Here is a 24,592-nt window from a genome sequence, read left to right on the forward strand (position 1 = left end):
CACATCATGAACTCCACTGACAAAACATGCAGGGCCGCACAGGCTTTCGCGCTCCGACTACTTCGCCGCTTTTCCAGCGCCGGAGCTGTTATCGCGGTCGTCGCCGCAGCGATTGGGTTGCCGGTCATCGCCCCCGACACCACAAACGGGGCCAGCCCCGTAGTAGCGATTGCCCGGGCAGACTGCCCACCAGACTGCGGCGGAAACCCTGGTGGCGGCAACCCGTCGGGCCCGCCAGGCGGCGGCACCGAATTCGTCCCACCCTCCATGCCAGCCATGCCGTCCTACGAAGCCGGCCGCGGCTACCCCGCATCCGACCAGAACAACGGCGTCTCCATCTACAACAGCGCAGCACCACAGCCCAGCCAGGCTGCTCAACCCAGCCAAGCGCCAGTCCAAAACCAAGACGGCACCTACAACCGGGCCGCCAACGGAGAGCAACAACCCAACAAATACCAGCAAGCCCCCAACAACCAAGAAATTGACAAAGACTGGCGAAAACTCAGCGATCAGTTGAATCAGCAAGGGCAGCAACAGGAACAGAACAACGCACAGAACAACCAAGATAATGACAAAACATGCGAGTCCGTCATCGACTCAGTGCGGCAACAGTTTCCTGCGGATTTGTTCGAAGCGACAGAGGAAGAGCTAACACAGGCACGCGAAGATCAGCAAGAAGCCGAACGCAACAACGATGGAAAACCGGTAGCGCGAGCGCCCGCAATCCTCTCGGAGGAACACCTAGCTCAAATGGCTCAATATGGACAGGCGTTAACAGAGGCCATCAAAGCATCCGGACTCCAATGCCCCACAACTAACGCCTCAGGACCTGGCAAGATTCAGCCGCAGAGCCCAGCGCCTCAGCCTGGACCAGATGAATCAAGCTACGGACAGTACCAGTGCGATTATAATTTCCTGTCTTCTTACCAGTGGACAAATTCCGCTGACCTGGTGCAAGAAATTCTGAAGAATTTTAATGCCTACTTTAGATTCACCACAGATGGACCCTTCCCGCTCCATGAGGGGGAAGATATTAACCTTGATGGCCCATTCGGCAGGAAAGAGCCGCTCAAGATTGTGAGCATTACCGACAGGAGTATCTCATTTCGATCGCTGCCTGGCCATGACGAAGGCGACAACAGATTCATCACCTTTAGTTTCAACCAGGTGCCGGTGAACCCTGCACTGGCGCCGGACTACCGCGATTGGCACTTAAGTGTCCACGGGTGGGGAGGGGTAGACCCGCTCTCGGGCCCTGCTATTCCAGGCAATGGGACCTTTACCTGCGGGGTTATATGGTCGACATTTGCCTCCAACCTGGGCAGTAGGCTCCCAGCGGCCAACCCTAATTATGGACTCGGGCCTGCGATCTAGGCGCCGGGGAAGTCGCCGCTGATAAGTGCACGGAACCGACGTGATCTCACCGCGCACGAACGGTGGGCGCGAGCGTCACGCTCTTGGCTTCGTCCTCAATGGCGGCGTCATCGGCCCACAACGGAAGTGGGGCCCACGATCAGGTCGGCCCGCGGCGTGGAAGAAACAGCGCAACGTGAAGATCCAATCATTCGCCACGTTCCGGATCCGCACCGAGAACGGCGGCGACACCTCCGACCATCTACGGCGAACCCAAAGACCTAACCCAGCCGCCGCCGAGCACCAACAGTGACAGGGACGCGAATATGAGCCGCACCATCGCAGCGCCACCGTTGCCAGCGACGTTTGATCGGGTTTACGAGGTAGCTGAGAGTCCTACTCTCCTAGTAAAGAACCTGTTGGCTGTTTTCGACATCTCCTCATCACCGGGCGACGTGGCGGGAGGTGACCGGGAATGTAGGGGCGATCGGTGCCGTAGTTGCTGTGGCCGCGGTGGCGTGCTCTTCGCACCAGTCATCGCCTGGCGCGACTAATTCGACGGCTTCCTCAACAGCGGCACCATTGTCATCGGTGACGGCCAGCGCTGCGAGGTGTGCAGCCAATGACACCCCACTGGTGATCTTGGATTCCAAGGCGGCCGACGAGCCCAAGTTGGCAATACCTACACCGCAGGGGTGGGCGTATACGGCGGCGATGAATTCGCCGGTGATCCGCGGGGCCATCGCCAACACAGCACTGCGGGCCAACGGATTCACGCCGAATGCAGTGGTGACTCTGGAGGATTTGACCGGCAAGGTCGCATCCGCGCAGCAGGGGGTCGACGCCGAGCCCGACGCCGAGCGGTACGTGAAGGAGTTCTTCGAGCGGCTGTTTCCGGGGATGCCGGTCATGCTGATCGACCTGCGGTAGCTACGCCGTTCGGCGGGGCTGCACATCGCCTCCGGTATCAGCCACGCCCCGGGTGTCGGCGTATGCGCACAGGCGCGCACCGCGACCTGCTGCCCCTTACGGATCCTCACGTTCAATGCTTGTCGCGTTATGCCTAGATTCCGCTGCGGCCTCGGTCACCTCGCCGATGCTCAGGTCACGCACGTCGACCCCCGCCGAGGTGATGGTCGTGGGCGTCGAAGACAGAACGGAGACGTATCAGGGCCTCCTCTTTTTCGCCTTCCTCTTCGTACCAGCCGTTGGCGACTTGCTCAGCGATCACGGCCTCGGGGGTGAATTCCTTCCCGAACAGGCAGTCGCCCACTGCGTAGTCGAAGCCGACGTCGTGGCTGAAACCGGCGTCCGTCAACGGGGTGATGCCGTTCTTTTCGCAGTAGGCGATTAGGCCCGCGGCGATATGCCAGGTGGTGCCATCGAACCAGAAGACACCGCTGGCGTGCGGGAGGGTGTTCTCGGAGGGCGTCTCGGTCAGGTTGAGGAACTCGTAGCTCTCGGGCTGGTTCGCGACCAGTGCCACCAACTCGTCGGGCAAACCCCGGAAGATTTCGGCCTGCCCGGCGTAGTCGCTGTCGTAGAAGTTCAGCGCGCTCTCGTGTTCGAAGGTCAGCAGTAGGACCTTGCCGTCGTCGGCGAAGAACCACCCCGACGACTGGCCACCGCCATCGTTCCACGCATACCGCGTGCCGCCTGGAACCTCGACCGAATCGATGTCATTCCACTGGTCGATGATCGCCGCCCGGCGACGAACCTCTTCGATCGGCGTTTGCTGCAAGTCCTCCCACACACCCATGTGCGAATCCTGTCATACGCCTGCCGCGCACCACGACGTCCACTGAGTGAAATCAAGTTCCGTAGCAGCGCAGCGTGATCCGAACACGCATTAGCTGGCGACGTGGCGTTCGACCAGATCGAGGAGGCTGAACGCCTCGCGGAGATCAGCTGGGGGTGTGCGGAGACGCTGGCGCTGGGCGGCCGCCGCTCTGCTCCGAGCACGGAGGGTGATCGATCCGATGACCCACCGTTGACCCATTCACCGCGACGGACCCCGAACGCTACGACGTAAAAAGCCAGGTCAGCGCGATGAGCGTAGCTACGCGAGCTGGGCGAATACTCGATCTTGGCTTTTACACACCAGCGGTCGGGGGTTCGAAACCCTCCGCGCCCACCGTTGCTTTCCCAGCTGGCCAGGAATAGGCAAAGGTTTTCACGTGCTCACGGCCTAACCGCTGGCGGGCTCGTCGGAAGCAGCATCACTCGTCGCCGTGTAGCGCTGCTCATCACCCGACGCGTCGGCCTCCGCGATCATGTCCTCCCATGGCCAGCGCACCGTGGCGAAACGGCGGTAGAGAAGCAGTTGGTGGTCGACAACCCGAACGCGGCCCTCGGCGTACGACAGGACCAGTCCGCGCCCTTCGGAATCGACTTGAAGTCGTTCGATGTTCCCCAGGGCCGTGGTGAGGTTGCCCCGCTGAATCCGATCCTCGCGAGCGTGCGCGACGGTGTAGATGTCCTGCTGCGGGATTCCGCCGGTCAGCTTATCGTCCGGCTCGTCGAGCACCGCCGCCAGCGCGTGCGCGTAGATGCCCGTGGCGTTGTTCCGGCGGCGAATACCGTTTGCCACGTTCTGTGCGAACTTCTGGTAGACGGTGTTCAACTCTTCCGCGTAGAACATCGCGGCGGCCTCGACGTGGGCCACGTCAGTGACCGACTGCTTCGTGAACTTGCGCTCGACGATCCCGGCGGCGTCCAGCGTGTCGATTGTGATCCGCTGCAAGATTCCGGCGTTGCCGTAGCTGATGTCGACGAGTTTCTCGCGCACCTCGTGGGACATGACGACGTTCAGCGCCTCGCACCCCCGGTCGAGGATCTTGAGCAGATCAGGGGTAGTCCAGACGATCGACACCTCGCGCACGCGACCCGTTAGATCTGGGTTCAAATGGAGCAACATGTTGTTGTCGCTCCAGACGCCAACCACCACGATGTAAAGGCCGAGGTCCCACATCGTCTTCAGATCGAAGGCAAACTTCTGGCGCTCGGTCTGGTCGAGATAGTGAAAGTCCTCGATTACCAACCGTCGGCCGGACTCCTTGATGAGTTCGCAGATGAAGTCAAGGTCATTGATGTTCTGGCGGAGTGATTCCGTCGTAGTCTCGCTGGCCTTCTGGCCTTTGATTCCGAGCTTGGCCTTAACCTTGCCGATCAGGCTGATTCCGATTTCAGTCTCGGCCTCTACCGTGCCCTCTAGCGTGTTCGACTTCTTCGCACTGGTTTCGAGCTTCACGCCGAGCTGGCCGAGTGCCTCGCGGTAAATGTCGGTGACGGTCTTCTCAAGACGGCACTGAATCTTGATCGGGTCGTCGAGGATCCGCTGACGCAGCCATGACTTCCCGCTCTTCGAGGCGCCGCGGATCGCGATATGGTTGTCGCGCTTCAAGTACGACGCGATCTTCGAGTCGAGATCTCCCCGATCGACGTATGAATCCTTCAGGATCTCCGTCGACACTCCGAACACCTCGGTGGACTGCTTGGCCATGACCCTGACGATAGCCAAGGAACGCGACGACACCGTAGCGCGACATGGCTGGACCGAGGCTCAGGCGTTGCCCCTTGACCTGCCCAGCAGGGCATCGCGCGCTGAGGCCAGCACGTCGCGCGGCAGCGGAAGCGTCCGCGCCGACCGGGTGGACTTCGGTGCGCTGCCAGCCTTCAGTCGGATACCTGGTCGAGTCAAACCCCGGCTAGGGGCCAAGACGCGCGATAACGCGCCAACACAGGACATCATTGGCCAAGGCAAAAACCTGCTGTGATGTGGCGTTCTCGGAGACAGAACACCACGGCGGCAGACGCCCTAGAGGCTCCGTAGTTTACTTACACACCAGCGGTCCGGGGTTCGAACCCTCTGCGCCCACCGTCAACCTGCTAGATCGGTTACGGCCCGAAACACGTTGTAGGACAAGCTTTATTCGTCGGCAATGACTGAGGCTTGGTTCAGGGATCTCAGTCCAAGTCGGCGAGCGCCTTGCGGGCGGCGTCGAGTTCGGCTTCGAGTGCGGCGACCCTGGCGGCCTGCTGGGAGCGCGCTTCCTCGATTACCGCGTCGATTGGAGTGGCGAGATCCTCGTGCAGTTCCTTGGCCGCGCGGGAGACGGCGGCGGCCGCGACGGCGAGGTTGCGGGCCAGATAGGTGCTGCCCTGCTTGAGCTCGGCGTGCCATTCGCCGTCGGCGGTACCGGTGACAGTGAGGGTTAGTTCGAGAGTCTTGGTTCTCTTGCCTGTCGTCTTTTTGGCCGTCGCCTTCATCGGTTTCTCCTCGGCGGAAGTTTCAGAGGCCGACGCGTCGGGTGCTGGCATATCCCTAGGTGAGGTGATGTCGACAGGACTGATCGGGACGTCGGAAGTGTCGAGGTCGGTGTGCAACACTTCTGCCGCCAGAGTGTCTACAGTCATCGTCACAGTGAGCTCCTTCTGAAGTTCGCGCGCAGGGGCGGGCCGTAAGAATCATTAGAACACATGTTCGATATCCTGGGGCAACTTGCCTCGCGCACTAACTCATCGCCGGCAATTACTCTGGGGTGGCTGGGTTCAGTCGAACCGTCCCGCGCGCGCCCGCCTCTGCTAGTTAGCAGGCAAACGTCTCGACGTTGCCCGTCAGCAACCTTCCGTTTTGGTGCCGGATGCTGCCCATCACCTGTTTGTCGATCATCATCAGCGACATTTCCGCAGATGTGGCATCTGTATGCGACCAAGCCCTCTGGTGTGTTGTCGGATGTCACTCCCTCTGCTGGTCGGTATCGCGCCACGAACGTTTCCTGTAGCTATGCTGGCGTCCTTTTGCTCTAAACTGCAGTCACCTCGGCAAAGTTCGCGATCTTGAAGGCGCAAACTATGACGACACGGTATCGGTGTTGACAAGAGAGTGTCTCGGCCCTAGATTCTCCAGCATTGCCATGTGATGTGTTTTCGCAGGAAAATACAACTTGCAACATTATCTATGGCGAGGGGATTCGAACGGGGGTCCGGCCCACATGGGGCAGGACGAAACACGGAGGGGTTCAGTTTCATGAAGTTGCCAGATCTGGCGCGTCGAAGCTGTGTCACTGCCGTCGCAACATCAATGGCAGTTGCGACAGGGATCTTGATCGGCGCGTCTGGCGCCGCCGCTGATCCGCAGGGGATGCCGGACCAGTACCAGCAGTTCGTGACAGACGATGGCTGGACGGTTGGCTTGACGTTGACCAACGAGGTCATCGATCACATCGACAACATCGCGGGTGCGAGCAACTCCTGGCAGGCGCGGGTGTCCTACCGCGCCGAGGCCACGATCACCGGCAATGGCGGTGCTGTGATCCAGGATGCGCAGCTCGAGACGGGGTATTTCGTAGGTTGCCGCACCGACTCCTCGTCGGGGGTGGAGTTGGGCGGTGACCTCGGTCTAACGCTGAGCCAGCAGGTGTTCGGGCAGGGCTATGGCGGCGGTTACGGCCAGGGCAGTCAGAGCGGTGGTGGCGGCGGTGGCTTCGGCGGTGTGTCCGGTGGTGGCTCGCTCGGCGCCCAGGAGCACATCGGCGGCTACATGCGTGTCCTGCTCAAGCCGGGTGGTTTGGCTCAGCTGCCGATGGACCGCATCAACTTCCGGAACATGCGTGCGGTCTCGCAGGTGCGCAACCAGAACGTCGAGGCCGACGGCTGCGGTGGCCAGGTGAAGATCCAGTCCTTCGCGACATTCCGGATCCGCACCGAGAACGGCAACGACACCCAGACCATCTACGGCGAACCCAAGGATCTGTGATGACTACCCGCACTCGTGGTGCCGTGCTGATGGCCGCGCTGGCGTTCCTGTTTTCGATCGTAATGGGTTCTGCGCCAAGAACTTTGGCAGACCCAATCCAGCCGCCACCTCCGAAGCCGATTCCGTATCCGGTGGCTCAGCCCGATGATCTGCCACGGATCGCTCCGATCGGTGGGGCTCAGGTCAAGACGAACACGCCATTGGGAATGGGGCCCGGGACGGGACGGCCGTTGGCGGCGGGCCGCGAGCGCTCCAATGCCACGATCTCGCCCTCACCCACCGATGGCACCCATTTGCCGACGGCCATCGCCGGTAAGGATGTCGTGCTGCATCTGCCGCAGGAGCGTGAGCTGACGCCGGCGCAATGGGGCGACGGTGGGTCGGCGACTTTTACCTCCCGTGACACCGACTACAGGATCTCCCCGTTCGCCGGTGGCGGAGCCGATGTGAACATCATTCGGCGCACCATTTTCACGCCGGAAAACTTCACCTTTGGCCTGCGGGTTCCCGAGGGGACCCACGTGCGCCAGGGCGCGAACGTGGTGTTGGTCGAGTCCGACGCTGCGCCGGGACTGCCCGCAACGACTATCGCCACGCTGTCGGTGCCGGTCGCGCGCGATGCAAAGGGCAATCCGGTACAGGTGACGCCAGTGATCCACGGCGATTACATGTACCAACAGTCCAACCTGGCACTGGATCTCGGACCTGCGGATATCTTCGCGTTCCCGATCACGATCACCCTGTCGTACCGGGCCTCGTCGATTCCGGCGAGCGGGCAGCTCGCCACCGACTGGGAGGGGCTGCCGGAAGGTGGTGGGCCGCCCGAAGCGAAGAAGGCTGCTCAAATCATTGGTGCACCAGGCGATTACGTGGTGGACCCGGGCGGCTCCTACCGGCCCGCGAGCGTCGATCCGGTCCTGTACAGCCAGCGGCATGCTGACCGGTGCCTGTCCGGACCGAACGAATTCCGTTCGGAGGATGGACGGTCGACCGATTTCTGGAGTTCGTGCCAGCGGCAGGCCATGTGCCTAGATGTCACGCCGGCGCAGATGTCGGTGGATGTGTGCAATAACCAGGCGTTCGCCAACATGTCGGCACAGTGCACCGCCACCTTTGGGCAGACAGGTCCCGAATATGACGCGTGCCTGAATGTGGCGAACGGACACTCGGTCTGGTCTAAGGCGAACCTGTTGGGTGGGTGGCTCTGCCAGCCGGTGGGTCCCGGCACCAATACCCGGTTCTTGCCGTCCAACAACAACCGTTACTGCAGTTGACCGGTAGCAAAGAGGGATCGCTATGACTCCGATGAAGGCGCATAAGGCGCGCATACCCACCGGTTTGCGACGCATGCTGGCTGTAGTAGCGATCGCTTCGGTAGCTGTGGCGGGTTGGCAGCTGAACACCAGCTCCCCATCGGGGATTGGAGTGATGGGCCTACCTGGTGCCACCGCCGATCCCACCGGACCCCCGGGGCCGACTGGCGGACCGGATGGCATGAATGGTGGGCAGTTCCAGCCGCCGGGTCTTCCGCCGCAACAGCCGGAGTATCAAGGCGGGAACAACTTGCCGCCGCTTGATCAGAACAATGGGATATCGATCTACAACACAGGTGCGCAGGGGGCGCCTCAGCAGGCGCCTGGTCAGCGGGGTGCGCAACAACCGCAGGGGCAGCAGCCTCAGCACGGGACTCAAATTCCTGACTATCAGACAGCGACTCCGTACACGCAAGGGCCGGGTAAAGCCAATCCGGACTACCGAGTGCCGCAGCAGGGAAACCAGGCTCAGCAGGGCCAGCAGCAACAACAGCCGAGTCAGGCTCCGACGCAGACGCAACAACCGCAGAACAAGCAGGACGACAGCACGCGGCAGCGGCCGAATGATAATGATCAGCAAGATCAGCAGGACCAGAAAAAATGCGAGTTTGTGAGTGGGTACACGTCGGCCATCAACGGCCAGATCGCTTACTCTTCATCAAGCCAGTTCGAACAGCAAGTAGGCGCCGCCGCACAGTCTTGGAACGACTTGGGTGGTATTAAGATGCGGCCCGCGGCTTCATCTGGCCCGGGCTCTTCCAACTCTGATCAAGACTCCTCTGATAAGAATAGCGAAGACTCCAGTAGCACCGGTGCTCAGGTGGAGATTTCCGATATCGATGACCCGGCCGAGCTTTGGGGTGGAGAGTTCGTCCATAGTAGCCGTGGACCCGATCAAATAATCTTGAATCTAGCGCGACTGGACACTTCGAATCCGGCCCAGATTCAATCAGTGATTGCTCATGAATTGGGCCATGCTGCGGGTCTCTCAGATAGTACACCCGGACAATTGATGAATGGATTTGGCGAACTCCCTGTGGGCCCTCAGGCGGGGGATGCTGAATTGTTCAAACAGCTCAGCACGAGCAACCTGGGGCAACAGTGCGCGACATTGAAGCTCGAGCAGTTCATCGAGCACTGGTGCCCAGGAGGAGATACTGGCTGGATCAAGGGCGTCTGTAACGCTGTCGGTGCCGCCGGTGACTATTTATATGGGTTCGGTGCCGAGACGCTGAAGATGATCTGGGACACGGTGTCTGCGATACCGAACACGATTGCCTTCTTGGATGATTTTATTCCAGGGTATGCATTCGATCCTGCTGTAAGACATGCCATCAATAGTTATTTCGAGAACTTCGGATGGGACGATGTAAAACAGCTCGCCAACGGCGCCTTGAATGACTTTATTGAACACGATCTTTGGACATCCGGGAAGTATGCCGAATGGGCGGGACGAATGACTCCCAAGATTCTCTTGCTCCTGGCGGGTGGAATAACAGCGGTCACGAAATTTGTCAAGGTTCTAAATAAATTCCGCGACGGGCTTAAGGTAGTTGTCGATATTGCCGAACAGGCTTCAAAAATCGCCAGTGAAATCAGCGCTATTCCTAAGGGGGGTGGGCAGCTCAACTCGCTTGCCGAAAAGGTGTCTGCCCTCAAACTCGCCCAGGAGCAAGCTGCCGAGATGACCAACATTGCCTCGGAGATCGCGTTTGGCGAAACAGGGGGGATTGCCCATCTTCCGGATGGAACTATGATGGTACTTCCCGCTAACATACTGCAGAAGGCAGCGATGGTCGTTGGTCCTGACGGGGCAGTTACAGTGTTGAGGAACGTCGACCTCACCCAGTTCTTGCAATATGTTCGGTAAGTGAAGTGGATGCGATGAATACAATCCCGGTGCCTTTGATAATAGACTTTGAAGTCTATCTACTCATGACGATGAAGATCAGGTTGGTTAACCGACTGCCCGCTCTGGAAGCTAAACTCTCCGAGTTCGGGCTTTCTGTCGATGATGCACAACATGTTCAGGCCCGAGTAGCTGAGGCTCTTGGAGGCGAAACCTCTCGCTTCGAGGGCATGAAAACCTTTCTCGGGATAAGTCAAGATTCTAATTTGCTGAAGTACGCAAGCGTGCTATGGCCAGAATTCAATTTCAGTGCGATAGCCGACGAATCTGGAGGGCTCGAGTCGGCGCGATATATTCGTGCGAGAGGCGATTTGCATAGCGGAGATTCGCCAGCAGTGTTACCGCCCTGGAGTGCAGACGTCACCGATTTTACTCAGCATTTCGGCCCTCTGACTAATGGTCGTAAATGGCTTCTATCTGACAAAACATTGCCAGGCTACGAAGAGTACGAATTTTTCTGGAACGAAGAACGATACGGTGTGGGCTTCAGTTGGGGGCTGTTTCTGTATGCAGCAAAGTACTGGCCTGAAGACTGAGATGACTTCAAAGGAAACGGGCAATCTTATGTATAAGAATATCGTACGAGTATCGATATTGATATCGATGACCTTCGTTATTGGGTGTCAATCGACGACTAATACGCAAAGCGTTACTTCTTCGTCTGCATCGGCTTCATCTTCAGCTGGTCCCTCTCGCCTTGTTGAAGTCAAGGAAATAACGCCCACATACAGAATCGATCTCGGCGATCAGAGGCGATTGGCCGGTTTAGCTGATGCTATTTTCGTGGGTACGGTTAAAGAGAAGCAGGACACGATCTTTCGTCACGCTAATATTGCCTACACGAAATTCACAGTGAATATCATGCTTGTTCTCAAGGGAGGCGCCTCAGGTGCCGTCACGGTCGAGCAGCAGGGCGGATTCGACGCTAAATCAAATACAAGATATATCGTTAAGGGAGATCGGCCGCTCGCAACGGGTGGTGCCTACATCTTCGTTGCGATGCACCGAGAAAAAGAAAACACATACAATGTTATCAATATGTATGGTGATATCCCGCTCACCGACGCAGAGGCGAGTGCGGCCACATCAGAGAATCCACCAGTCGCTATCGTAAAGATGCGAGATTCCATCGCCAATCAAATCCCGTCCTAGGCTCGTTCGGGCGATGCAACATGACTGAGACCATTAGGCTGATCCGATGATTCGGGTGACTCGGTTGATGCTGGCCGCGATGTGCGCTGCAACGATGCTGGCTTCGGGGTGCTCGGCCGTCGTCGACGGTGACGCGATCGCCACTCCCGGCGAGGAGGGCAAGCGGCTTACCAACCCGAAATGCAATTCGGTGACGGTGCCGCTCATGGAAGTGCCGCTGGACAACGACTCCGAGCCGCGGGTAGAGGTTCCGCAGCCTGCGGGCTGGGAACGGGTCAAGCGCTTCGAGAGCGGAGTGGTGCGTATCTACCTGGCGGCCACGAATCTTCAGTCCAACGGGTTTGTGCCAAATGCCACGGTGGCCATCGCGAACCTCACCGGCAAGGCTTCAAACGAGGATGCCGCGTTCGCTGCCGAGCGCAGCGGGTTGGAGTCGTTCGGTGTCACGGATCTCGTTGAAGCTGCGGGCACCATCTGCGGGTATCCCTCGAAGACTTTGACTTACAACATGGGGCTTGGGCCCATCCCATCGCACCGGGTGACCACGACCCTTGTGGCGGTCAAGAACGGCAGCAAGGTTTTCACCATCGGGGTGTCGATACAGGCGTTGGACGACACAGTGCGTGGATTTGACACCGGCCGCGAGACGATCCTCTCGGGGCTACAGGTCAGTCCGCCCACTATATCCTGATATCTGTTTCCGGAGAAGCCCATTGGGCATCGATAACGGTGGTGTGCTCCGGTAGCCGGGGGCGGTAGCTCTCATCCTCCGCGATACGGTCGGCGACGCTGGCGTGAATCCAGGCGCCGTCGGGGATGCGGCGACGACGGAATGTCAGGAGTATCCAGAGCCAGCTGACCCGGTGAATCTCACCCATCGCGTACGTGGGTTCCACCGAGCAATACCGTTGATACTTTTCGGTATTGAGCACCAGGCCATGTTCGGCGGCGCCCTCGATGACCCATTTGAGTGCGATATCGGAGAGTCTGTCGTCGTCGGGGTAGTCGCCACCGATATCGGAATGGATACCGGCGAACCATGCCTCGTCAACGAGTCGTTGATCGCCAAGCGGTGTGATGAGGTACTCACGATACGGTCGGCGCTTCTCGTCGATCGGCACCGCGTGCCGTCCGGCCGAGGCGTTGGGAACACTTGGCGCATAAGGCCATTGCATGCTCCGTTTGAAGATGCCAGGCGCGCTCACCGTATCCCACAGGCCGAGATACGCGATGGGGATGGCGACCTTGCCGTCTTGACGGCGCGCCAGAGTGCGTGTGAACGAATGCAGCTGGTCCCATCGATCGGGGGACCAGCGTGCGCACGACTGTGCGTACAGGCTGACCGCATACGGCACCAGGTTTGCAGAGCCGGGGCGCAGCATGCCCACCGAGTTGAGAAGCCCGGCAAGGCCTCTCGCGCAGAGTGCGCCCCGACTGAACCCGAAGATGAAGATGTGATCTCCGGGTTGCCATCGTTCGATCAGATATGTGTAGGCCTGTGCCAGCTTGGCCCGCAATCCAATCCCGAACGCGATACCCAGGATGCGAGAGACGAATTGGCTGACCGGGGCATAGGTGCCGATGGCGGGATCGGTGCCGACGCCGGGGTCGTAGTACGAGATCTGGCGGTCGGTCAGATCGTGGACGAGCATGTCGTAGCCGCGGACCACGTTCGTGTTTCCCGAGGCACGGATTTGATTACCTGTGCCGTCGAAACAGACCGACGATGTTTTTGCCCATCGTCGGTCTGTTTTTAGTCGTCGCCGTCGTATGGCTTGGGGTCGTACACCGAGGGATGTGGATTCTGGTAGGCCACATGCTCCTCGTTCCACACGCCGATGACGGCGGGGGACACCTTGGGCAGCGGGCCGACGAGCTCGTTGCCGTTGTCGATACTCACCAGGAATTCAGGGGTGAAGTGCTGATCTTCGTCTTCCTGGTGTTGGTGCGCACCCGCAGCACCCGGAGTCATCATGGTCGGCGGCTGGGCGATGCCCATGCCCTGCATCGGAGACGGCGCGGCCGCAAGTCCCATGCCCGCGCCCGCGGTGTAGGAGCCGGCGATGATCGGTCCAGCGGCGAGGGGGCTGAAGTCAGACTCCTTGTCCTTGTCCTTGTTTTCGTCTTTGTTGGTGGTCGGCTTGCCCCACCGGCCGATGCCGTAAGTGCCGGGGACAGAGCCCGTATTGGGGCCGGTCGCGGCGGTGCTACCGCCCGACGTCGGCCTGGTTCCGGCCCCGCCGGCCGCACCAGCTGCTGACGAGGGTCCGCTACCGCCTGCTCCCGAAGCGCCACCTGCCGCACCCGCGGCCGCCGCTGCGGCACCTGCCGCACCAGACCCGCCACCGCTTGATGACTGCATTGGGTCTGCCAGCGCCGCGGCAGCAGCCGCACGCACCGAGGCTTCGTCGATGGGCTTGACCGTGTCGGGCTTGATGTCTTTGCCGCCGCCCCAGTCCGACGCGGCTTTGGTGATTGCGTTTACCGCCGAAGCATCGCCGAATTGCGGGGCCGCCGGGAGGGTCGGGAGCCCCGACGCGGCCTGCTGCGAAACGGGGGACCAGACGTTTCGCATGATCATGCGGGCCTCGTCTTGCTTCTGCTGGGCTACGGCTTGATCGGCGAAATGCTGCTCCACCTGAGCTCGTGACGCCCCCGTCGTCAGTGGTGACACCTGTACGGGCTCGGGCATGAGGCCCTTGATCTGTGTCATCGCGGTCTCGACTTCTTGAGGCTTGGTTGCCATGAGCGACATGCCATCGCTGACCTTCTCGGCGTGGCTCTTGTAGTCGGAGATTGCTTGCTTCGCGGCTTCAGCGCCTTCGCCTGTCCAGCTTCCGTTGATGGCCGTGTCGAGAGAGGTCTTGAACTTGTCGAGTACCGACTTGAAGCCGCTAGCAAGCTTTTCCCACTCGTCTGCAACTTCGAGGGCCGACTCCGAATCGAATGCGTCAGACGCTTCCTTGATCTGCGTGTGTGCCCAGCTGCCGAAGTCCTCGGTGGGGATACTCGCCGACTCGGTTCCTCCGTCGATATTGGCGCCATGTAGACGTTGCTTGGCGTAAAGCGCATCGCGTTCGCGGTTGCCTTTGGTCCAGCCGTCTTCGTCTCCACTCATAGCAGCTCCTTCGTTTCGTGGCTCACAGCTCCGCTATTAGAATCTGACGTGACGAGTGTCGATCCGGTTCCATGATTTTTGAACTTTCTTCGAGACGCTTGTCGTGCCTGTCAGTATGGGAAGTACGGCATCAAGGCCTCAATGTTTGCTTGAGCAGCGGTCAAGCAGTCAGGGTAGGGCGCAAAGCCGTTCAACCCGTCGGAGACCAGGACGCCGTACACGCCGGTCGACGCGGCCACATCGATCGCACACCCGTTTGTCCTCGGTGGCGGCGTTAAGTAATAACTCAGTGCCTTTCGGTCATTGATCTCAAAATCACGGTAGCCCCAATGAGTTGTGTCTCGTTTGTCCATCTCAAGGGTGTAGTTCGACGCCGAGACCTGTAGGTAGTAACCCGTCCGGGACTTGTATTGGCATAAGTAGTTCTCAACGCCACCACCGTTGATCGAGTTCGGTTCTGGCGGTTGCGCGTCGAGCTGTTGCTGTGCGATGACGCTAGCCGGTATCTCCTTACAGGGCTCATACGTGATACGAGTATGGCCCTTGCTGTTGGTTGGGAGCGGCGACATTACCGGTGCTCCCGGTGTGGGCACCCCGCAGGCGGTGAGAACCGTGACAGCACAGGCCAGAGTGAATTTGCGAAGCAACATGTTCGCGCGGTCGCTTAGTGGCCGAATCCGCCAAACGCCCTGGCATTGCTTTGCTCGGTCCTCTCGTAGGCATTCCGAAGTGCAACAAACAAGCTCTTCATTTCCTCGACACGATCGACGTGCGATTGGAATGTGTTCTCGGCGCTGTTGGCATCCCCGGCTGCCTTCGCTTGGAACTTTCGCGCAAGTTGTGCACCTGAGTCGAGGTGATCCTCGGAGAAGCCAAGTTTGCGCCCGCTAAGAGCGAGGGCGTTGTTCTTCAACTTCTGCAGGCCATCGGCGTACACATCGCATGCCGTGAGGATGTCCCTGAACTGGTTTGGGTCAAGGTGCAGCACCAGGCCGTCGTTGTCGGCGCTACTTTTCAGATTGTCTAGCGACATCGAGCCCCCTCAGGTCATGGCCGGTTTGGCCAGGTCAGATTCATCGTATGTGTATATGACGCACCGTGCCCCGAATCGGTTCCATCGAATTTCGATGAAGTTTCGCCCGGCTAAAGCGCCGCCTACCCGCCCCAGCGTCTGCGCACTCCGGTGTACCGCCAGCCCAGCGCTGCCGCGGCCCACGTCACGATGAACAGCGCCACGATCACGTAACCCATCGCGGCCAGATCGAGCCCGCCCACCGCCGCCAGCGGCCCCGTCGTGATGTCCAGCTTCTCGGTGAGGATCGAAATGATCTCCTGCGCACCAATCAGCATCGCCACCGCCACCGACAGCCCGGTGACCACCAGGTTGTAGTAGATCTTGCGAGCGGGCTGCTGAAATGCCCAGTCGTAGGCGAAATTCATCAGCGACCCGTCGAGCGAATCGAACAGCGACATCCCGGCGCTAAACAGGATGGGCAGCACCAGAATCGCGTACCAGGGCAGCCCCGTCACCGCGGCACCGCTGGCGATCACCAGTAGCGACACTTCGGTCACCGTATCGAAGCCCAGCCCGAACAGCAGACCCACCGGGTACATCTGCCACGGCTTGCGGATCGCCGTCATCAACCGCCCGAAAAGCCGGTTCAGCCCACCGCGATTGGCCAGCTCGCGCTCCAGCGCGGCCTCGTCGACCTCGCCGCCACGCATCCGCTGGGCAATCCGGTAGATACCGATCAGCGACACCAGATTGAGCAAGCCGATGAGCAACAGGAACGTTCCCGACACCGCCGTCCCGAACACGCCAGTCCACTGTTGTAGTGACGAGTGTTCGTCGGAAACATTGGCCGCCAAAGCCTTAACGCCGAGCGCCAGCAGTCCGACCATGATGAACACGATCGACGAATGTCCCAGCGAGAACCAGAAACCCACCGACATTGGGCGCCGTCCATCGGCCACCAACTTGCGGGTGGTGTTGTCGATGGCCGCGATGTGATCGGCGTCGAAGGCATGCCGCATGCCCAGTGTGTATGCCGTGACACCCAGCCCGACACCGAAGACGCTGCCCTGCACCGTGAAATGCCCGGGAGCCACCAGTAGGAGCAGCATGCCCCAACCGAGGACATGCAGGGCGCCCACCGCGACGCTCATTCCGATAACGCTGCGCTTTTGACCTTCATCCAGGCGACGCCAGGCGGTGAGTATCGGCACGTTTGGGAGCCTAGACGACCGGCTTACCCATGCGCTCGCGTAATCGCATGTCCCAGATGAGAACGGCATAGGACAACGTCCATAGCTGCGCGGGCACCAGTCGATCGGCCACCCGCAGCGCGCCGAGCAATCCGTCAAAGAGCCGTTGGTCGCGCTCCGTCCAAGGCACCCGCAACAGCTCTCGGAACTCTGGAGGCAGAAACCCTTTGGTCGCAAACAGATTGAATCGTCCGGCCATCCGCAGCGGCCACGGCAGCATCTTGAACGACGCCACACCCAGCAGGTGCTCGCGTACCGGCGCATCGATGCGGAGCTCATCGAGCGAGCGCTTCCAGTAGTCGTTGAACGCATCCCGGTCGGGCGGCCACGCCTCGGGCCGCACCTGCAAGGAGGTGCCGATCCGAGCCCCGTCGCGATAGATCTCATCGGCCGTCGCATCATCGAGCGGACCGTGCAGCGCCTCGTGGGCCTGCACGTAGTACTGGTACAGGCACGCCGCGACCCAAAGCTGCAGGTCCGGATCGAACGCGTTGTACTTCACCGGGCTCTGGGGCGTCGAACGCACCTGTCGGTGCACGGCGTCGATACCCCGCTTGATGACCTTGCGGTCGTGGCGGTTGCCCATAGTCGCGACGGCCAGGAACGCGCCCGTGGTGCGCGCGCGTTTGAACGGGTGCTTGTAGACGTTGCCGCTGTCGACGGGGCTCTCCAACACTCCATACCCGACACCCGGATGGGACAGCTGCATGATCACGTTCGAGGCAGGCAACAGCAACGACGCCGGGTTGACCAGGTCGACAAGCCTGGCAGGGGAGTGCTTCATTGCACAGCAAATTCTATACAGTGACGACGTGTCGCGTCGAGGATCCCGCGCCGCGGGTATTGCCCTCGGCTACGCATTGGACCGGTGCTTCGGCGACCCGCAACGGTTCCACCCGGTCGCCGGATTCGGCCAAGCCGCCGCGGCATTCGAGACGTTCACCTACCGCGACACCAGGCTCGCAGGCGCCGTCCATACCTCCGCGCTGCTCACCGCCGTCACCGTCGCCGGATGGGCCGCCGAACGCGCGGCGCGTCGCTCCGCAACGGCCACCATCGTCGTGACTGCCGCCGCGACCTGGGCCACTCTCGGCGGGACATCCTTGGTCCGGGTCGGCGGCCGCATGTCGGAACACCTGTACGACAACGACATCGACGACGCCCGCGCGCTGCTGCCGTCCCTATGCGGCCGCGACCCGAGCCTCCTCGACGCAGACGGCATCGCCCGCGCCACCGTGGAATCCCTGGCGGAGAACACCTCCGATGCGCACACCGGCCCGCTTGTATGGGCCGCGATCGCCGGCGTGCCCGGGCTACTGGCCTACCGCGCGGCCAACACCCTGGATGCGATGATCGGCCACAAATCGGCCAGATACCTGCAATTCGGTTGGGCGGCAGCACGGTTAGACGACTTGATGAACCTGCTGCCCGCCAGGATCACCGCGCTGGCCACAGCAGTTGCCGCTCCATTCCTCGGCGGCTCGGCGGTCGCCGCCCTGCGCGTGTGCCTGCGTGACGGACAAAGCCATCCCAGCCCCAACGCCGGTGTCGCGGAAGCGGCATTCGCGGGAGCCCTTGGCGTACGCCTCGGCGGCCCCGTCCGATACCCGTACGGTGAGGAGATACGTCCCACCCTGGGACGTGGTATCGCCCCCAGAATTGGGGATGTGCATGAGGCGGTGCGGCTTTCGCGTGCTGTCCAGAATGTGACGGCCGTCGCCGCGGTGATCGCGGCGCTGTGTCAGCGCCGACCGTAACGGTCGGCAATCCGCTCTTCGGTGGTCTGTGGCGCATTGGGTTTGGCCGCGGCCGCGGTGCGGCGCTGCTTGATCTCGGAGAACGCGAAGTATCCCAGTCCAATTGGCGCGAGAATTCCGAAGGCGATCCACTGGATGCCGTAAGACAGGAACGGCCCCGCATCCAACTGCGGCAGCGAGATGACCCCCAAGCCGCCCGGCTGATCTTCCGCCAGCTGCAGATAGGGCCCTGCCAACGGAATTTTCAGCAGTGTCGACACCTGGTCCGGGACGATCGAATACACCTGGTATTCGCCGTTTTCCATGAATGGCGCCTTCTCCGACTGCTGTTCGGACTCCCGCAGCCGCGCCGAGATGGTCACCTGCCCCGATGGTGCCGCGGGTATCGGGGGCGCGGCGGTGCCCTGCTCGGGCCGCGCATAGCCGCGGTTCACCAGAATCGCGGGTCCGCCGTCGACCTGGAAGACCGTCAGCGCCTCATAGGCCGGTTTGGCATCGACCACCCGCAAGCGGGCCAGCACCTGACGGTCCGGCAGATAATGACCGGTCGCCGTCACACGACGCCACTCGGAGTCCTCGGGCATCGAATAGTCAGGCCGGAGCTCGCCTTTCAGCGGCACCGGATCGGCGCTCACCGAGTGGGCGATGCGGTCGTTTTCCCGCGAGGTCTTGGTGTTCTTACCCAGCTGCCATGGCGCCAGCACCGTGAAACACAGATATGCGAATGCGATGACCACCAGCGCCAAGGCAATCCAGCCAGGACGCAGCAGAAACGCGAGCCGACGCATCAGGTGTTCTCACGCTCCGCGAGCGACTTGTCGACCCACTCGTGCAGACCGGGCATCGCTGCTTCGATCACCGAGAGCACGTCGACAAAATCGTCGCGGTTGCCGTAGTACGGGTCCTCGACATCCAGAGCCGCCCGGCTGGCCCGCGGATCGAACGACCGCAGCAACCGCACCCGCTCGGGGTCAGCGCCCAAATGCAGCAGCATCCGGGAGTGGTTGCGCGCCAAGGCAATAATGAGATCAGCGCTCAGATGATCGTCCTCCACCTGGGCCGCACGGTGATCCGTTGGATAGCCGTGTTCGGCCAGCACGCTGACAGCGCGTTCGTCGGCGGGATTCCCGGCATGCCAGTCTCCGGTGCCGGCACTGGTCACCCGGACTCGATCGCCAAGACCTCGCTCGGCCAGCTGATGGGCCAGCATCTTCTCGGCAATCGGAGAGCGGCAGATGTTTCCGGTGCACACGAAGGTGACGTGAAGACCGTGAGATTCAGACATGAAGCTCCTCCCGCAGCTCCTGCGGGGTGCCCACCCGCCCGATGATCCACCGAGAAAGATCGCCGGAGCTCACCGCCTCATCATCGAAATCGGTTGCTCCATAACCCCAGTCGACGATCACGGTGCCGATACCGTGCGCGGCCGCGCCCTCGACATCGTGTACCCGGTCGCCGACCATCACCACACCGACCGAAGGAACCTCGTCCAACTGGGACAGCGCGTGCGCGATCACCTCGGCCTTCCCGGACCGGGCGCCGTCCGGGCTCGCCCCGGCAATCACCTCGAAGAACTGGGTGAGCTCGAAGTGGTCCAGGATGCGGCGTGCGATCGGTTCGGACTTGGACGTCGCCACCACCATCGGTACCCCGGCGGCCTGCAAACCGCTCAGGACCTCGCGGACACCGTCGAACATCTCGTTGACGGCCCATCCACGTTCGCCGTAGTCGGCGCGGTATGCCGCTATCGCGTCATCGGCCCGGTCGCCAAGCCCCATCGAGCCAAGTGTGACGTGCATTGGTGGTCCGACCACCCGAGACGTGAGGTCGCCGGCGGGCTCGGGAGCTCCGACGTGGCTGAGCGCATGACGGAAACTCGAGACGATTCCCGGTGCTGAGTCGGTCAAGGTGCCGTCGAGATCGAAGATCACCAGCATCGGAGGAGCCACCCCCCTACATTAGTGTCGAGACATGAATGGGCACGGGACAGGTAGCCGAGCAGTGCGCTACCACGGCGACCAGGCGCTGACTCCCGGCGTCCTGGACTTCGCTGTGAATGTGCGCGCTGCCGTGCCGCCACCGTGGCTGCGTGAACGGCTCGCGTCCCGCCTCGACGAGTTGGGCAGTTACCCGCGCCGCGCCGACGAGGAACGCGCCATCTGCGCGATCGCCGACCGTCACGACCGCCCGATCGATGAGGTGCTGCTGCTGGCCGGAGCCGCCGAGGGCTTCGCGATGCTGCCCCGCCTGAATCCGCGGCGGGCGGCGGTGTTCGCGCCGGGCTTCACCGAGCCTGAGGCCGTCCTCGCCGAGGCCGGTATCCCGATCGACCATGTGGTGTTGCCGCCACCGTTTGCGATCGATTCCGCGGCCGTGCCCGAGGACGCCGATCTAGTGGTCATCGGTAACCCCACCAATCCGACCTCGGTGCTGCACTGTCGCGAGGACCTGCTGGCGCTGGGTCGCCCTGGACGGATCCTGGTGATCGACGAGGCCTTCATGGATGCTGTGCCCGGCGAGCCGGAGTCGTTGGCGTCACTGCGGTTGTCCGGCCTTGTGGTGCTGCGCAGCCTGACCAAGACGTGGGCGCTCGCCGGATTGCGCGCCGGCTATGCGGTGGGTGATCCCGAGGTGTTGCGAAGGCTTGCGCATGGGCGCGCGCATTGGCCTTTGGGCACAATGCAACTCGAAGCCCTTGCGGCCTGCAACACCCCAGAGGCGGTGGCGCACGCAGCGCTGGACACGGAGCGTCTCGTCGACACACGGCAGCGGCAGGCCGAGGCCCTATGTGGATTGGGGTTGGCTGTCACCGCGGGATCCGCGCCGTTCCTGCTGGTGGCTGTGCCCGATGCGGAGCTGATGCGCAAACACCTGGCGATGAAGAACATCGCTGTCCGCCGCTGCGACACCTTCGTGGGTCTGGATGGGAACTATCTGCGGGTCGCGGTGCGATCCGAATGGCCGGAGCTGGTGCAAGCGATGAAGGAGATTCTCTAGTGGGTGTGCGGCTCGCGGACATCATCGGCGTGCTCGACGGAGCGTATCCGCCGGCGCTTGCCGAATCCTGGGATTCGGTGGGCTTGGTCTGCGGCGACCCCGACCAGCAGATCGATACGGTGACCATCGCCGTCGATGCGACGGCGTCAGTGCTCGACGAGATGGACAGCGCTGCAACCGGTTCGCATCTACTGTTGGCGCATCACCCGCTGCTGCTGCGCGGTGTGGACACGGTGGCAGCCAGTACGCCGAAGGGCGCCCTGATCCATCGTCTCATCCGGTCGGGCGGCGCGCTCTTCACCGCGCACACCAACGCGGACTCGGCGAGCCCCGGTGTATCCGACGCCCTTGCCGAGGCCCTCGGGCTGACGGTGACCTCGGTACTGTCGCCGCAGCTCGCCGCCTATGACAAGTGGGTGGTGTTTGTGCCCATCGCATCCGCGGATGCGGTGCGCCGCGCGATGTTCGATGCCGGGGCAGGTCACATCCGCGACTACTCCGACTGCTCGTGGAGTGTCACGGGCACCGGCCAGTTCCGGCCGTTGGAGGGTTCCGATCCGACCATCGGCACGCATGGTGTAGTGGAGCATGTCGTCGAGGACAGGGTGGAAATGGTTGCCCCGTCGCGATTGCGGTGCGGGCTGTTCGCCGCGATCCGGGCCGCCCATCCTTACGAGGAACCCGCCATCGACGTGCTGCCGATGGCCCCCGCACCGGCAGGTACGGGTCTGGGCCGCGTGGGTGTGCTGACTACACCGGAGCCCCTAAGTGACTTCGTATCCCGTGTCGGCGCCGCGCTTCCCGAAACCGTGTGGGGAACCCGAGCGGCAGGCGATCCGGATGCGGTGATCGAGACCGTCGCCGTCTGCGGCGGCGCGGGTGACTCTTTGTTGAGCACTGCCGTCGGATCGGGGGTTGACGCGTATGTCACCGCGGACCTGCGGCACCATCCCGCCGACGAGCATGCCCGGGCAAGTAGTGTTGCCCTGGTCGACGTAGCCCACTGGGCCAGCGAGTTTCCGTGGTGTGCGCAGGCGGCACGGGTGCTCGACGCCGAATTCGCGGAGAAGCTCACGACCCGGATATCACCGATACGTACCGACCCGTGGACGCTGGGTGGCCCAGAGAAGGAAGTAACAGTATGAAAGCCGTTGCAGCGCAACAACGTCTACTGGTCGATTTGGCCTCGGTGGACGCCGAACTGACGCGCATCGCGCACCGGCGGGCGAATCCGTCGGAACGTCAGGAACGCGAGGAGTTGCAGGCGCAGCAGCGGCCCATTCTCGACGAGGTGGGTGCACTCGGCCTCGCGCTGGAGGACCTGGATGCCAAGGTGGCCAAGCTGGACGCCGAGGTGACCGCTGTTCGGCAGCGGGAGGATCGGGACCGCTCGTTGTTGGCCTCGGGGAGTGTGAACCCGAAGGAACTCACTGAGATTCAGCATGAGCTCGACACCCTGGAGCGTCGCCAGTCCAGCCTGGAGGATTCCGAACTGGAGTTGATGGAGCGCCGTGAGGAGCTCCAGGCTCAACAGGTCTCGGCACAGGCGAATGCCGACAAGGTCGCCGAGAGGATCGCGGAAATCGAACGGATCCAGCGTGCGGTCGACATCGACATAGACGCCGAGGAAAACCGTTCCCGACAGCGACGTGACGGTCTGATGGCCTCAATTGATGGTCCGTTGCTGGAAACCTATGAACGCCAACGTCGTTCGGGTGCTCCGGGCGCGGGATTGCTACAGGGCAATAAGTGTGGCGCCTGCCGCATTGAGCTGGATCGCGGTGAGCTGGCACGGATCTCGACGGCCGACGCAGACGAGGTACTGCGGTGCCCCGAGTGCGGCGCGGTCCTGGTACGTCTGTGAAGGTTCTTGTCGAGGCTGATGGTGGTTCGCGTGGTAATCCGGGATTGGCCGGGTATGGCACGGTGGTGTTCGCCCCGGATCACGAGACGGTATTGGGGGAGGCGTGCGAGGCGATCGGTCACGCGACTAACAATGTGGCCGAATACCGCGGTCTGATAGCGGGACTCGCCGAGGCGGCACGGCTCGGCGCCACCGAGGTGAGCGTCTCGATGGACTCCAAGCTCGTTGTCGAGCAGATGTCCGGCAGGTGGAAGGTCAAGCATCCCGACCTGATCACTTTGTACCGGCAGGCCGTCACTGCGGCCATGCAGTTCGAATCGGTCAATTACAAGTGGATTCCGCGAGAACGCAATAAGCACGCCGACCGGCTGGCCAACGAGGCGATGGACCGCGCCAGCGGCATCGAACCAAAGCAGCCGAAGAAGCCCAAGGAAGCCGCAGAGCCCAAGGCCAAGCCGGCTGATACCGCACCGGGCTGGACCGGGGCGCGCGGCAAGCCCACCCGGATGCTGTTGTTACGCCATGGGCAGACGGAACTTTCGGTGCAGCGCCGCTACTCGGGACGCGGAAACCCCGAGCTGACTGAACTTGGTCGCGAGCAGGCCGCAATGGCAGCGCGATACCTCGCAGGCCGCGGCGGCATCTCGGCCGTCATCAGCTCACCATTGAGTCGCGCCCGCGAGACTGCGGCCGCGGCCGCCGATGCGCTTGGGGTTCCATACACCGTCGATGACGATCTGATCGAAACAGACTTCGGTACATGGGAGGGTTTGACGTTCTCCGAAGCGGCCGAGCGTGATCCGGAGCTGCACGGCCGCTGGCTCAGCGATACCTCGGTGACTCCGCCAGAAGGGGAGAGCTTCGACACCGTGCACCACCGGGTGCGGCGGGCCCGCAACCGGATTATCGCCGAGCACGGTGGCGCAACGGTTTTGGTGGTCTCGCATGTCACGCCCATCAAGACGCTGCTGCGCCTGGCGCTCGACGCCGGGCCCAGTCTGTTATACCGGCTGCACCTGGATTTGGCCTCGCTGAGCATCGCCGAGTTCTATTCGGACGGGCCGGCATCGGTCCGACTGATGAACGAGACGTCGTACTTGACTTAG

Annotated in this window: 27 protein-coding genes; 15 read left to right on the forward strand and 12 right to left on the reverse strand. The window is 61.8% G+C overall.

The window, feature by feature from the left end; translation table 11 throughout:
- Positions 1-6: 6 nt before the first annotated feature.
- From AB0H22_RS17185 to AB0H22_RS17195, 3 genes are all read left to right on the forward strand, one after another.
- The gene (locus AB0H22_RS17185; RefSeq protein WP_358147599.1) at positions 7-1,374 is read left to right on the forward strand and encodes a hypothetical protein; all 1,368 of its coding nucleotides are present in this window, start codon (positions 7-9) and stop codon (positions 1,372-1,374) included.
- Positions 1,375-1,414: 40 nt separating this feature from the next.
- On the forward strand, positions 1,415-1,666 hold the full coding sequence (locus AB0H22_RS17190; protein WP_358148003.1) for a hypothetical protein: 252 nt from the start codon (positions 1,415-1,417) through the stop codon (positions 1,664-1,666).
- 278 nt (positions 1,667-1,944) lie between these two features.
- Positions 1,945-2,283, forward strand: coding sequence for an LpqN/LpqT family lipoprotein (locus AB0H22_RS17195; RefSeq protein WP_358147601.1), 339 nt, complete (start codon positions 1,945-1,947; stop codon positions 2,281-2,283).
- 175 nt (positions 2,284-2,458) lie between these two features.
- On the opposite strand, the gene AB0H22_RS17200 is transcribed toward AB0H22_RS17195, so the two are convergent.
- Positions 2,459-3,112 (reverse strand): hypothetical protein, encoded by a 654-nt coding sequence (locus AB0H22_RS17200; protein ID WP_180751513.1) that lies wholly within the window; start codon positions 3,110-3,112, stop codon positions 2,459-2,461.
- A gap of 429 nt (positions 3,113-3,541) precedes the next feature.
- Positions 3,542-4,855 carry a hypothetical protein gene (locus AB0H22_RS17205; protein ID WP_358147603.1) on the reverse strand — a complete coding sequence of 438 codons (1,314 nt, stop codon included), beginning with the start codon at positions 4,853-4,855 and terminating at the stop codon, positions 3,542-3,544.
- Between AB0H22_RS17205 and AB0H22_RS17210 the strand changes: the two genes are divergently transcribed.
- Positions 4,854-5,129: a hypothetical protein gene (locus AB0H22_RS17210; RefSeq protein ID WP_358147605.1), complete on the forward strand. Its 276-nt coding sequence runs from the start codon at positions 4,854-4,856 to the stop codon at positions 5,127-5,129. The genes AB0H22_RS17205 and AB0H22_RS17210 overlap by 2 nt on opposite strands.
- A 190-nt stretch (positions 5,130-5,319) precedes the next feature.
- On the opposite strand, the gene AB0H22_RS17215 is transcribed toward AB0H22_RS17210, so the two are convergent.
- The gene (locus AB0H22_RS17215) at positions 5,320-5,673 is read right to left on the reverse strand and encodes a DUF6319 family protein (RefSeq protein WP_358147957.1); all 354 of its coding nucleotides are present in this window, start codon (positions 5,671-5,673) and stop codon (positions 5,320-5,322) included.
- 709 nt (positions 5,674-6,382) lie between these two features.
- On the opposite strand from AB0H22_RS17215, the gene AB0H22_RS17220 reads away from it, so the two are divergent.
- The 6 genes from AB0H22_RS17220 to AB0H22_RS17245 all read left to right on the forward strand — a co-directional run bounded on the left by AB0H22_RS17220 (position 6,383) and on the right by AB0H22_RS17245 (position 12,176).
- Positions 6,383-7,111 carry an MspA family porin gene (locus tag AB0H22_RS17220; RefSeq protein ID WP_180751509.1) on the forward strand — a complete coding sequence of 243 codons (729 nt, stop codon included), beginning with the start codon at positions 6,383-6,385 and terminating at the stop codon, positions 7,109-7,111.
- Entirely contained in the window at positions 7,111-8,385 is a 1,275-nt protein-coding gene (locus tag AB0H22_RS17225) for a hypothetical protein (protein ID WP_358147608.1), read from the forward strand. The genes AB0H22_RS17220 and AB0H22_RS17225 overlap by 1 nt, the downstream gene beginning before the upstream one ends.
- 31 nt (positions 8,386-8,416) lie before the next feature.
- On the forward strand, positions 8,417-10,294 hold the full coding sequence (locus AB0H22_RS17230) for a hypothetical protein (protein WP_358147959.1): 1,878 nt from the start codon (positions 8,417-8,419) through the stop codon (positions 10,292-10,294).
- A 14-nt stretch (positions 10,295-10,308) separates the two neighbouring features.
- Entirely contained in the window at positions 10,309-10,869 is a 561-nt protein-coding gene (locus tag AB0H22_RS17235) for a hypothetical protein (RefSeq protein WP_358147610.1), read from the forward strand.
- 67 nt (positions 10,870-10,936) lie between these two features.
- On the forward strand, positions 10,937-11,485 hold the full coding sequence (locus tag AB0H22_RS17240; RefSeq protein ID WP_358147612.1) for a hypothetical protein: 549 nt from the start codon (positions 10,937-10,939) through the stop codon (positions 11,483-11,485).
- A 94-nt stretch (positions 11,486-11,579) separates the two neighbouring features.
- Positions 11,580-12,176 carry an LpqN/LpqT family lipoprotein gene (locus AB0H22_RS17245; RefSeq protein WP_358147962.1) on the forward strand — a complete coding sequence of 199 codons (597 nt, stop codon included), beginning with the start codon at positions 11,580-11,582 and terminating at the stop codon, positions 12,174-12,176.
- Here AB0H22_RS17245 and AB0H22_RS17250 read toward each other — a convergent pair.
- The 6 genes from AB0H22_RS17250 to AB0H22_RS17275 all read right to left on the reverse strand — a co-directional run bounded on the left by AB0H22_RS17250 (position 12,166) and on the right by AB0H22_RS17275 (position 17,652).
- A complete protein-coding gene (locus AB0H22_RS17250) occupies positions 12,166-13,257 on the reverse strand; it encodes a DUF2235 domain-containing protein (protein ID WP_358147964.1) in 1,092 nt (363 codons plus the stop codon). The two genes, AB0H22_RS17245 and AB0H22_RS17250, sit on opposite strands and share 11 nt — an antisense overlap.
- Positions 13,239-14,603 (reverse strand): PPE domain-containing protein, encoded by a 1,365-nt coding sequence (locus tag AB0H22_RS17255; RefSeq protein WP_358147614.1) that lies wholly within the window; start codon positions 14,601-14,603, stop codon positions 13,239-13,241. Before AB0H22_RS17255 ends, AB0H22_RS17250 begins: the two co-directional genes overlap by 19 nt.
- Positions 14,604-14,713: 110 nt before the next feature.
- Positions 14,714-15,253, reverse strand: a complete 540-nt coding sequence (locus tag AB0H22_RS17260; protein ID WP_358147617.1) for a DUF3558 domain-containing protein — start codon at positions 15,251-15,253, stop codon at positions 14,714-14,716.
- A gap of 14 nt (positions 15,254-15,267) precedes the next feature.
- Positions 15,268-15,636 (reverse strand): hypothetical protein, encoded by a 369-nt coding sequence (locus AB0H22_RS17265; protein WP_358147619.1) that lies wholly within the window; start codon positions 15,634-15,636, stop codon positions 15,268-15,270.
- Between the two features lie 122 nt (positions 15,637-15,758).
- Complete coding sequence (locus AB0H22_RS17270) at positions 15,759-16,802, reverse strand: HoxN/HupN/NixA family nickel/cobalt transporter (protein ID WP_219603377.1); 1,044 nt, start codon at positions 16,800-16,802, stop codon at positions 15,759-15,761.
- 37 nt (positions 16,803-16,839) lie between these two features.
- On the reverse strand, positions 16,840-17,652 hold the full coding sequence (locus tag AB0H22_RS17275; RefSeq protein ID WP_358147622.1) for an oxygenase MpaB family protein: 813 nt from the start codon (positions 17,650-17,652) through the stop codon (positions 16,840-16,842).
- A 28-nt stretch (positions 17,653-17,680) separates the two neighbouring features.
- On the opposite strand from AB0H22_RS17275, the gene AB0H22_RS17280 reads away from it, so the two are divergent.
- Positions 17,681-18,625 carry a cobalamin biosynthesis protein gene (locus AB0H22_RS17280; protein WP_358147626.1) on the forward strand — a complete coding sequence of 315 codons (945 nt, stop codon included), beginning with the start codon at positions 17,681-17,683 and terminating at the stop codon, positions 18,623-18,625.
- Here AB0H22_RS17280 and AB0H22_RS17285 read toward each other — a convergent pair.
- The 3 genes from AB0H22_RS17285 to AB0H22_RS17295 are packed head-to-tail and all read right to left on the reverse strand — an operon-like array spanning position 18,610 to position 20,562.
- Positions 18,610-19,413, reverse strand: a complete 804-nt coding sequence (locus AB0H22_RS17285) for an SURF1 family protein (RefSeq protein WP_358147628.1) — start codon at positions 19,411-19,413, stop codon at positions 18,610-18,612. The genes AB0H22_RS17280 and AB0H22_RS17285 overlap by 16 nt on opposite strands.
- A complete protein-coding gene (locus tag AB0H22_RS17290; RefSeq protein WP_358147631.1) occupies positions 19,413-19,910 on the reverse strand; it encodes a low molecular weight protein-tyrosine-phosphatase in 498 nt (165 codons plus the stop codon). Before AB0H22_RS17290 ends, AB0H22_RS17285 begins: the two co-directional genes overlap by 1 nt.
- On the reverse strand, positions 19,903-20,562 hold the full coding sequence (locus tag AB0H22_RS17295; protein WP_180751606.1) for an HAD-IA family hydrolase: 660 nt from the start codon (positions 20,560-20,562) through the stop codon (positions 19,903-19,905). Before AB0H22_RS17295 ends, AB0H22_RS17290 begins: the two co-directional genes overlap by 8 nt.
- A 34-nt stretch (positions 20,563-20,596) precedes the next feature.
- On the opposite strand from AB0H22_RS17295, the gene cobC reads away from it, so the two are divergent.
- From cobC to AB0H22_RS17315, 4 genes are read left to right on the forward strand one after another with little or no spacing between them, the layout of a single operon-like run.
- The gene (gene cobC, locus AB0H22_RS17300) at positions 20,597-21,622 is read left to right on the forward strand and encodes an Rv2231c family pyridoxal phosphate-dependent protein CobC (RefSeq protein WP_358147633.1); all 1,026 of its coding nucleotides are present in this window, start codon (positions 20,597-20,599) and stop codon (positions 21,620-21,622) included.
- Complete coding sequence (locus tag AB0H22_RS17305) at positions 21,622-22,767, forward strand: Nif3-like dinuclear metal center hexameric protein (RefSeq protein WP_358147635.1); 1,146 nt, start codon at positions 21,622-21,624, stop codon at positions 22,765-22,767. The genes cobC and AB0H22_RS17305 overlap by 1 nt, the downstream gene beginning before the upstream one ends.
- Complete coding sequence (locus AB0H22_RS17310; RefSeq protein WP_358147637.1) at positions 22,764-23,486, forward strand: C4-type zinc ribbon domain-containing protein; 723 nt, start codon at positions 22,764-22,766, stop codon at positions 23,484-23,486. Before AB0H22_RS17305 ends, AB0H22_RS17310 begins: the two co-directional genes overlap by 4 nt.
- Positions 23,483-24,592 (forward strand): bifunctional RNase H/acid phosphatase, encoded by a 1,110-nt coding sequence (locus AB0H22_RS17315; protein ID WP_358147639.1) that lies wholly within the window; start codon positions 23,483-23,485, stop codon positions 24,590-24,592. Before AB0H22_RS17310 ends, AB0H22_RS17315 begins: the two co-directional genes overlap by 4 nt.

It is taken from the genome of Mycobacterium sp. NPDC050853 (genome assembly GCF_040653875.1).
Lineage (GTDB): Bacteria > Actinomycetota > Actinomycetes > Mycobacteriales > Mycobacteriaceae > Mycobacterium.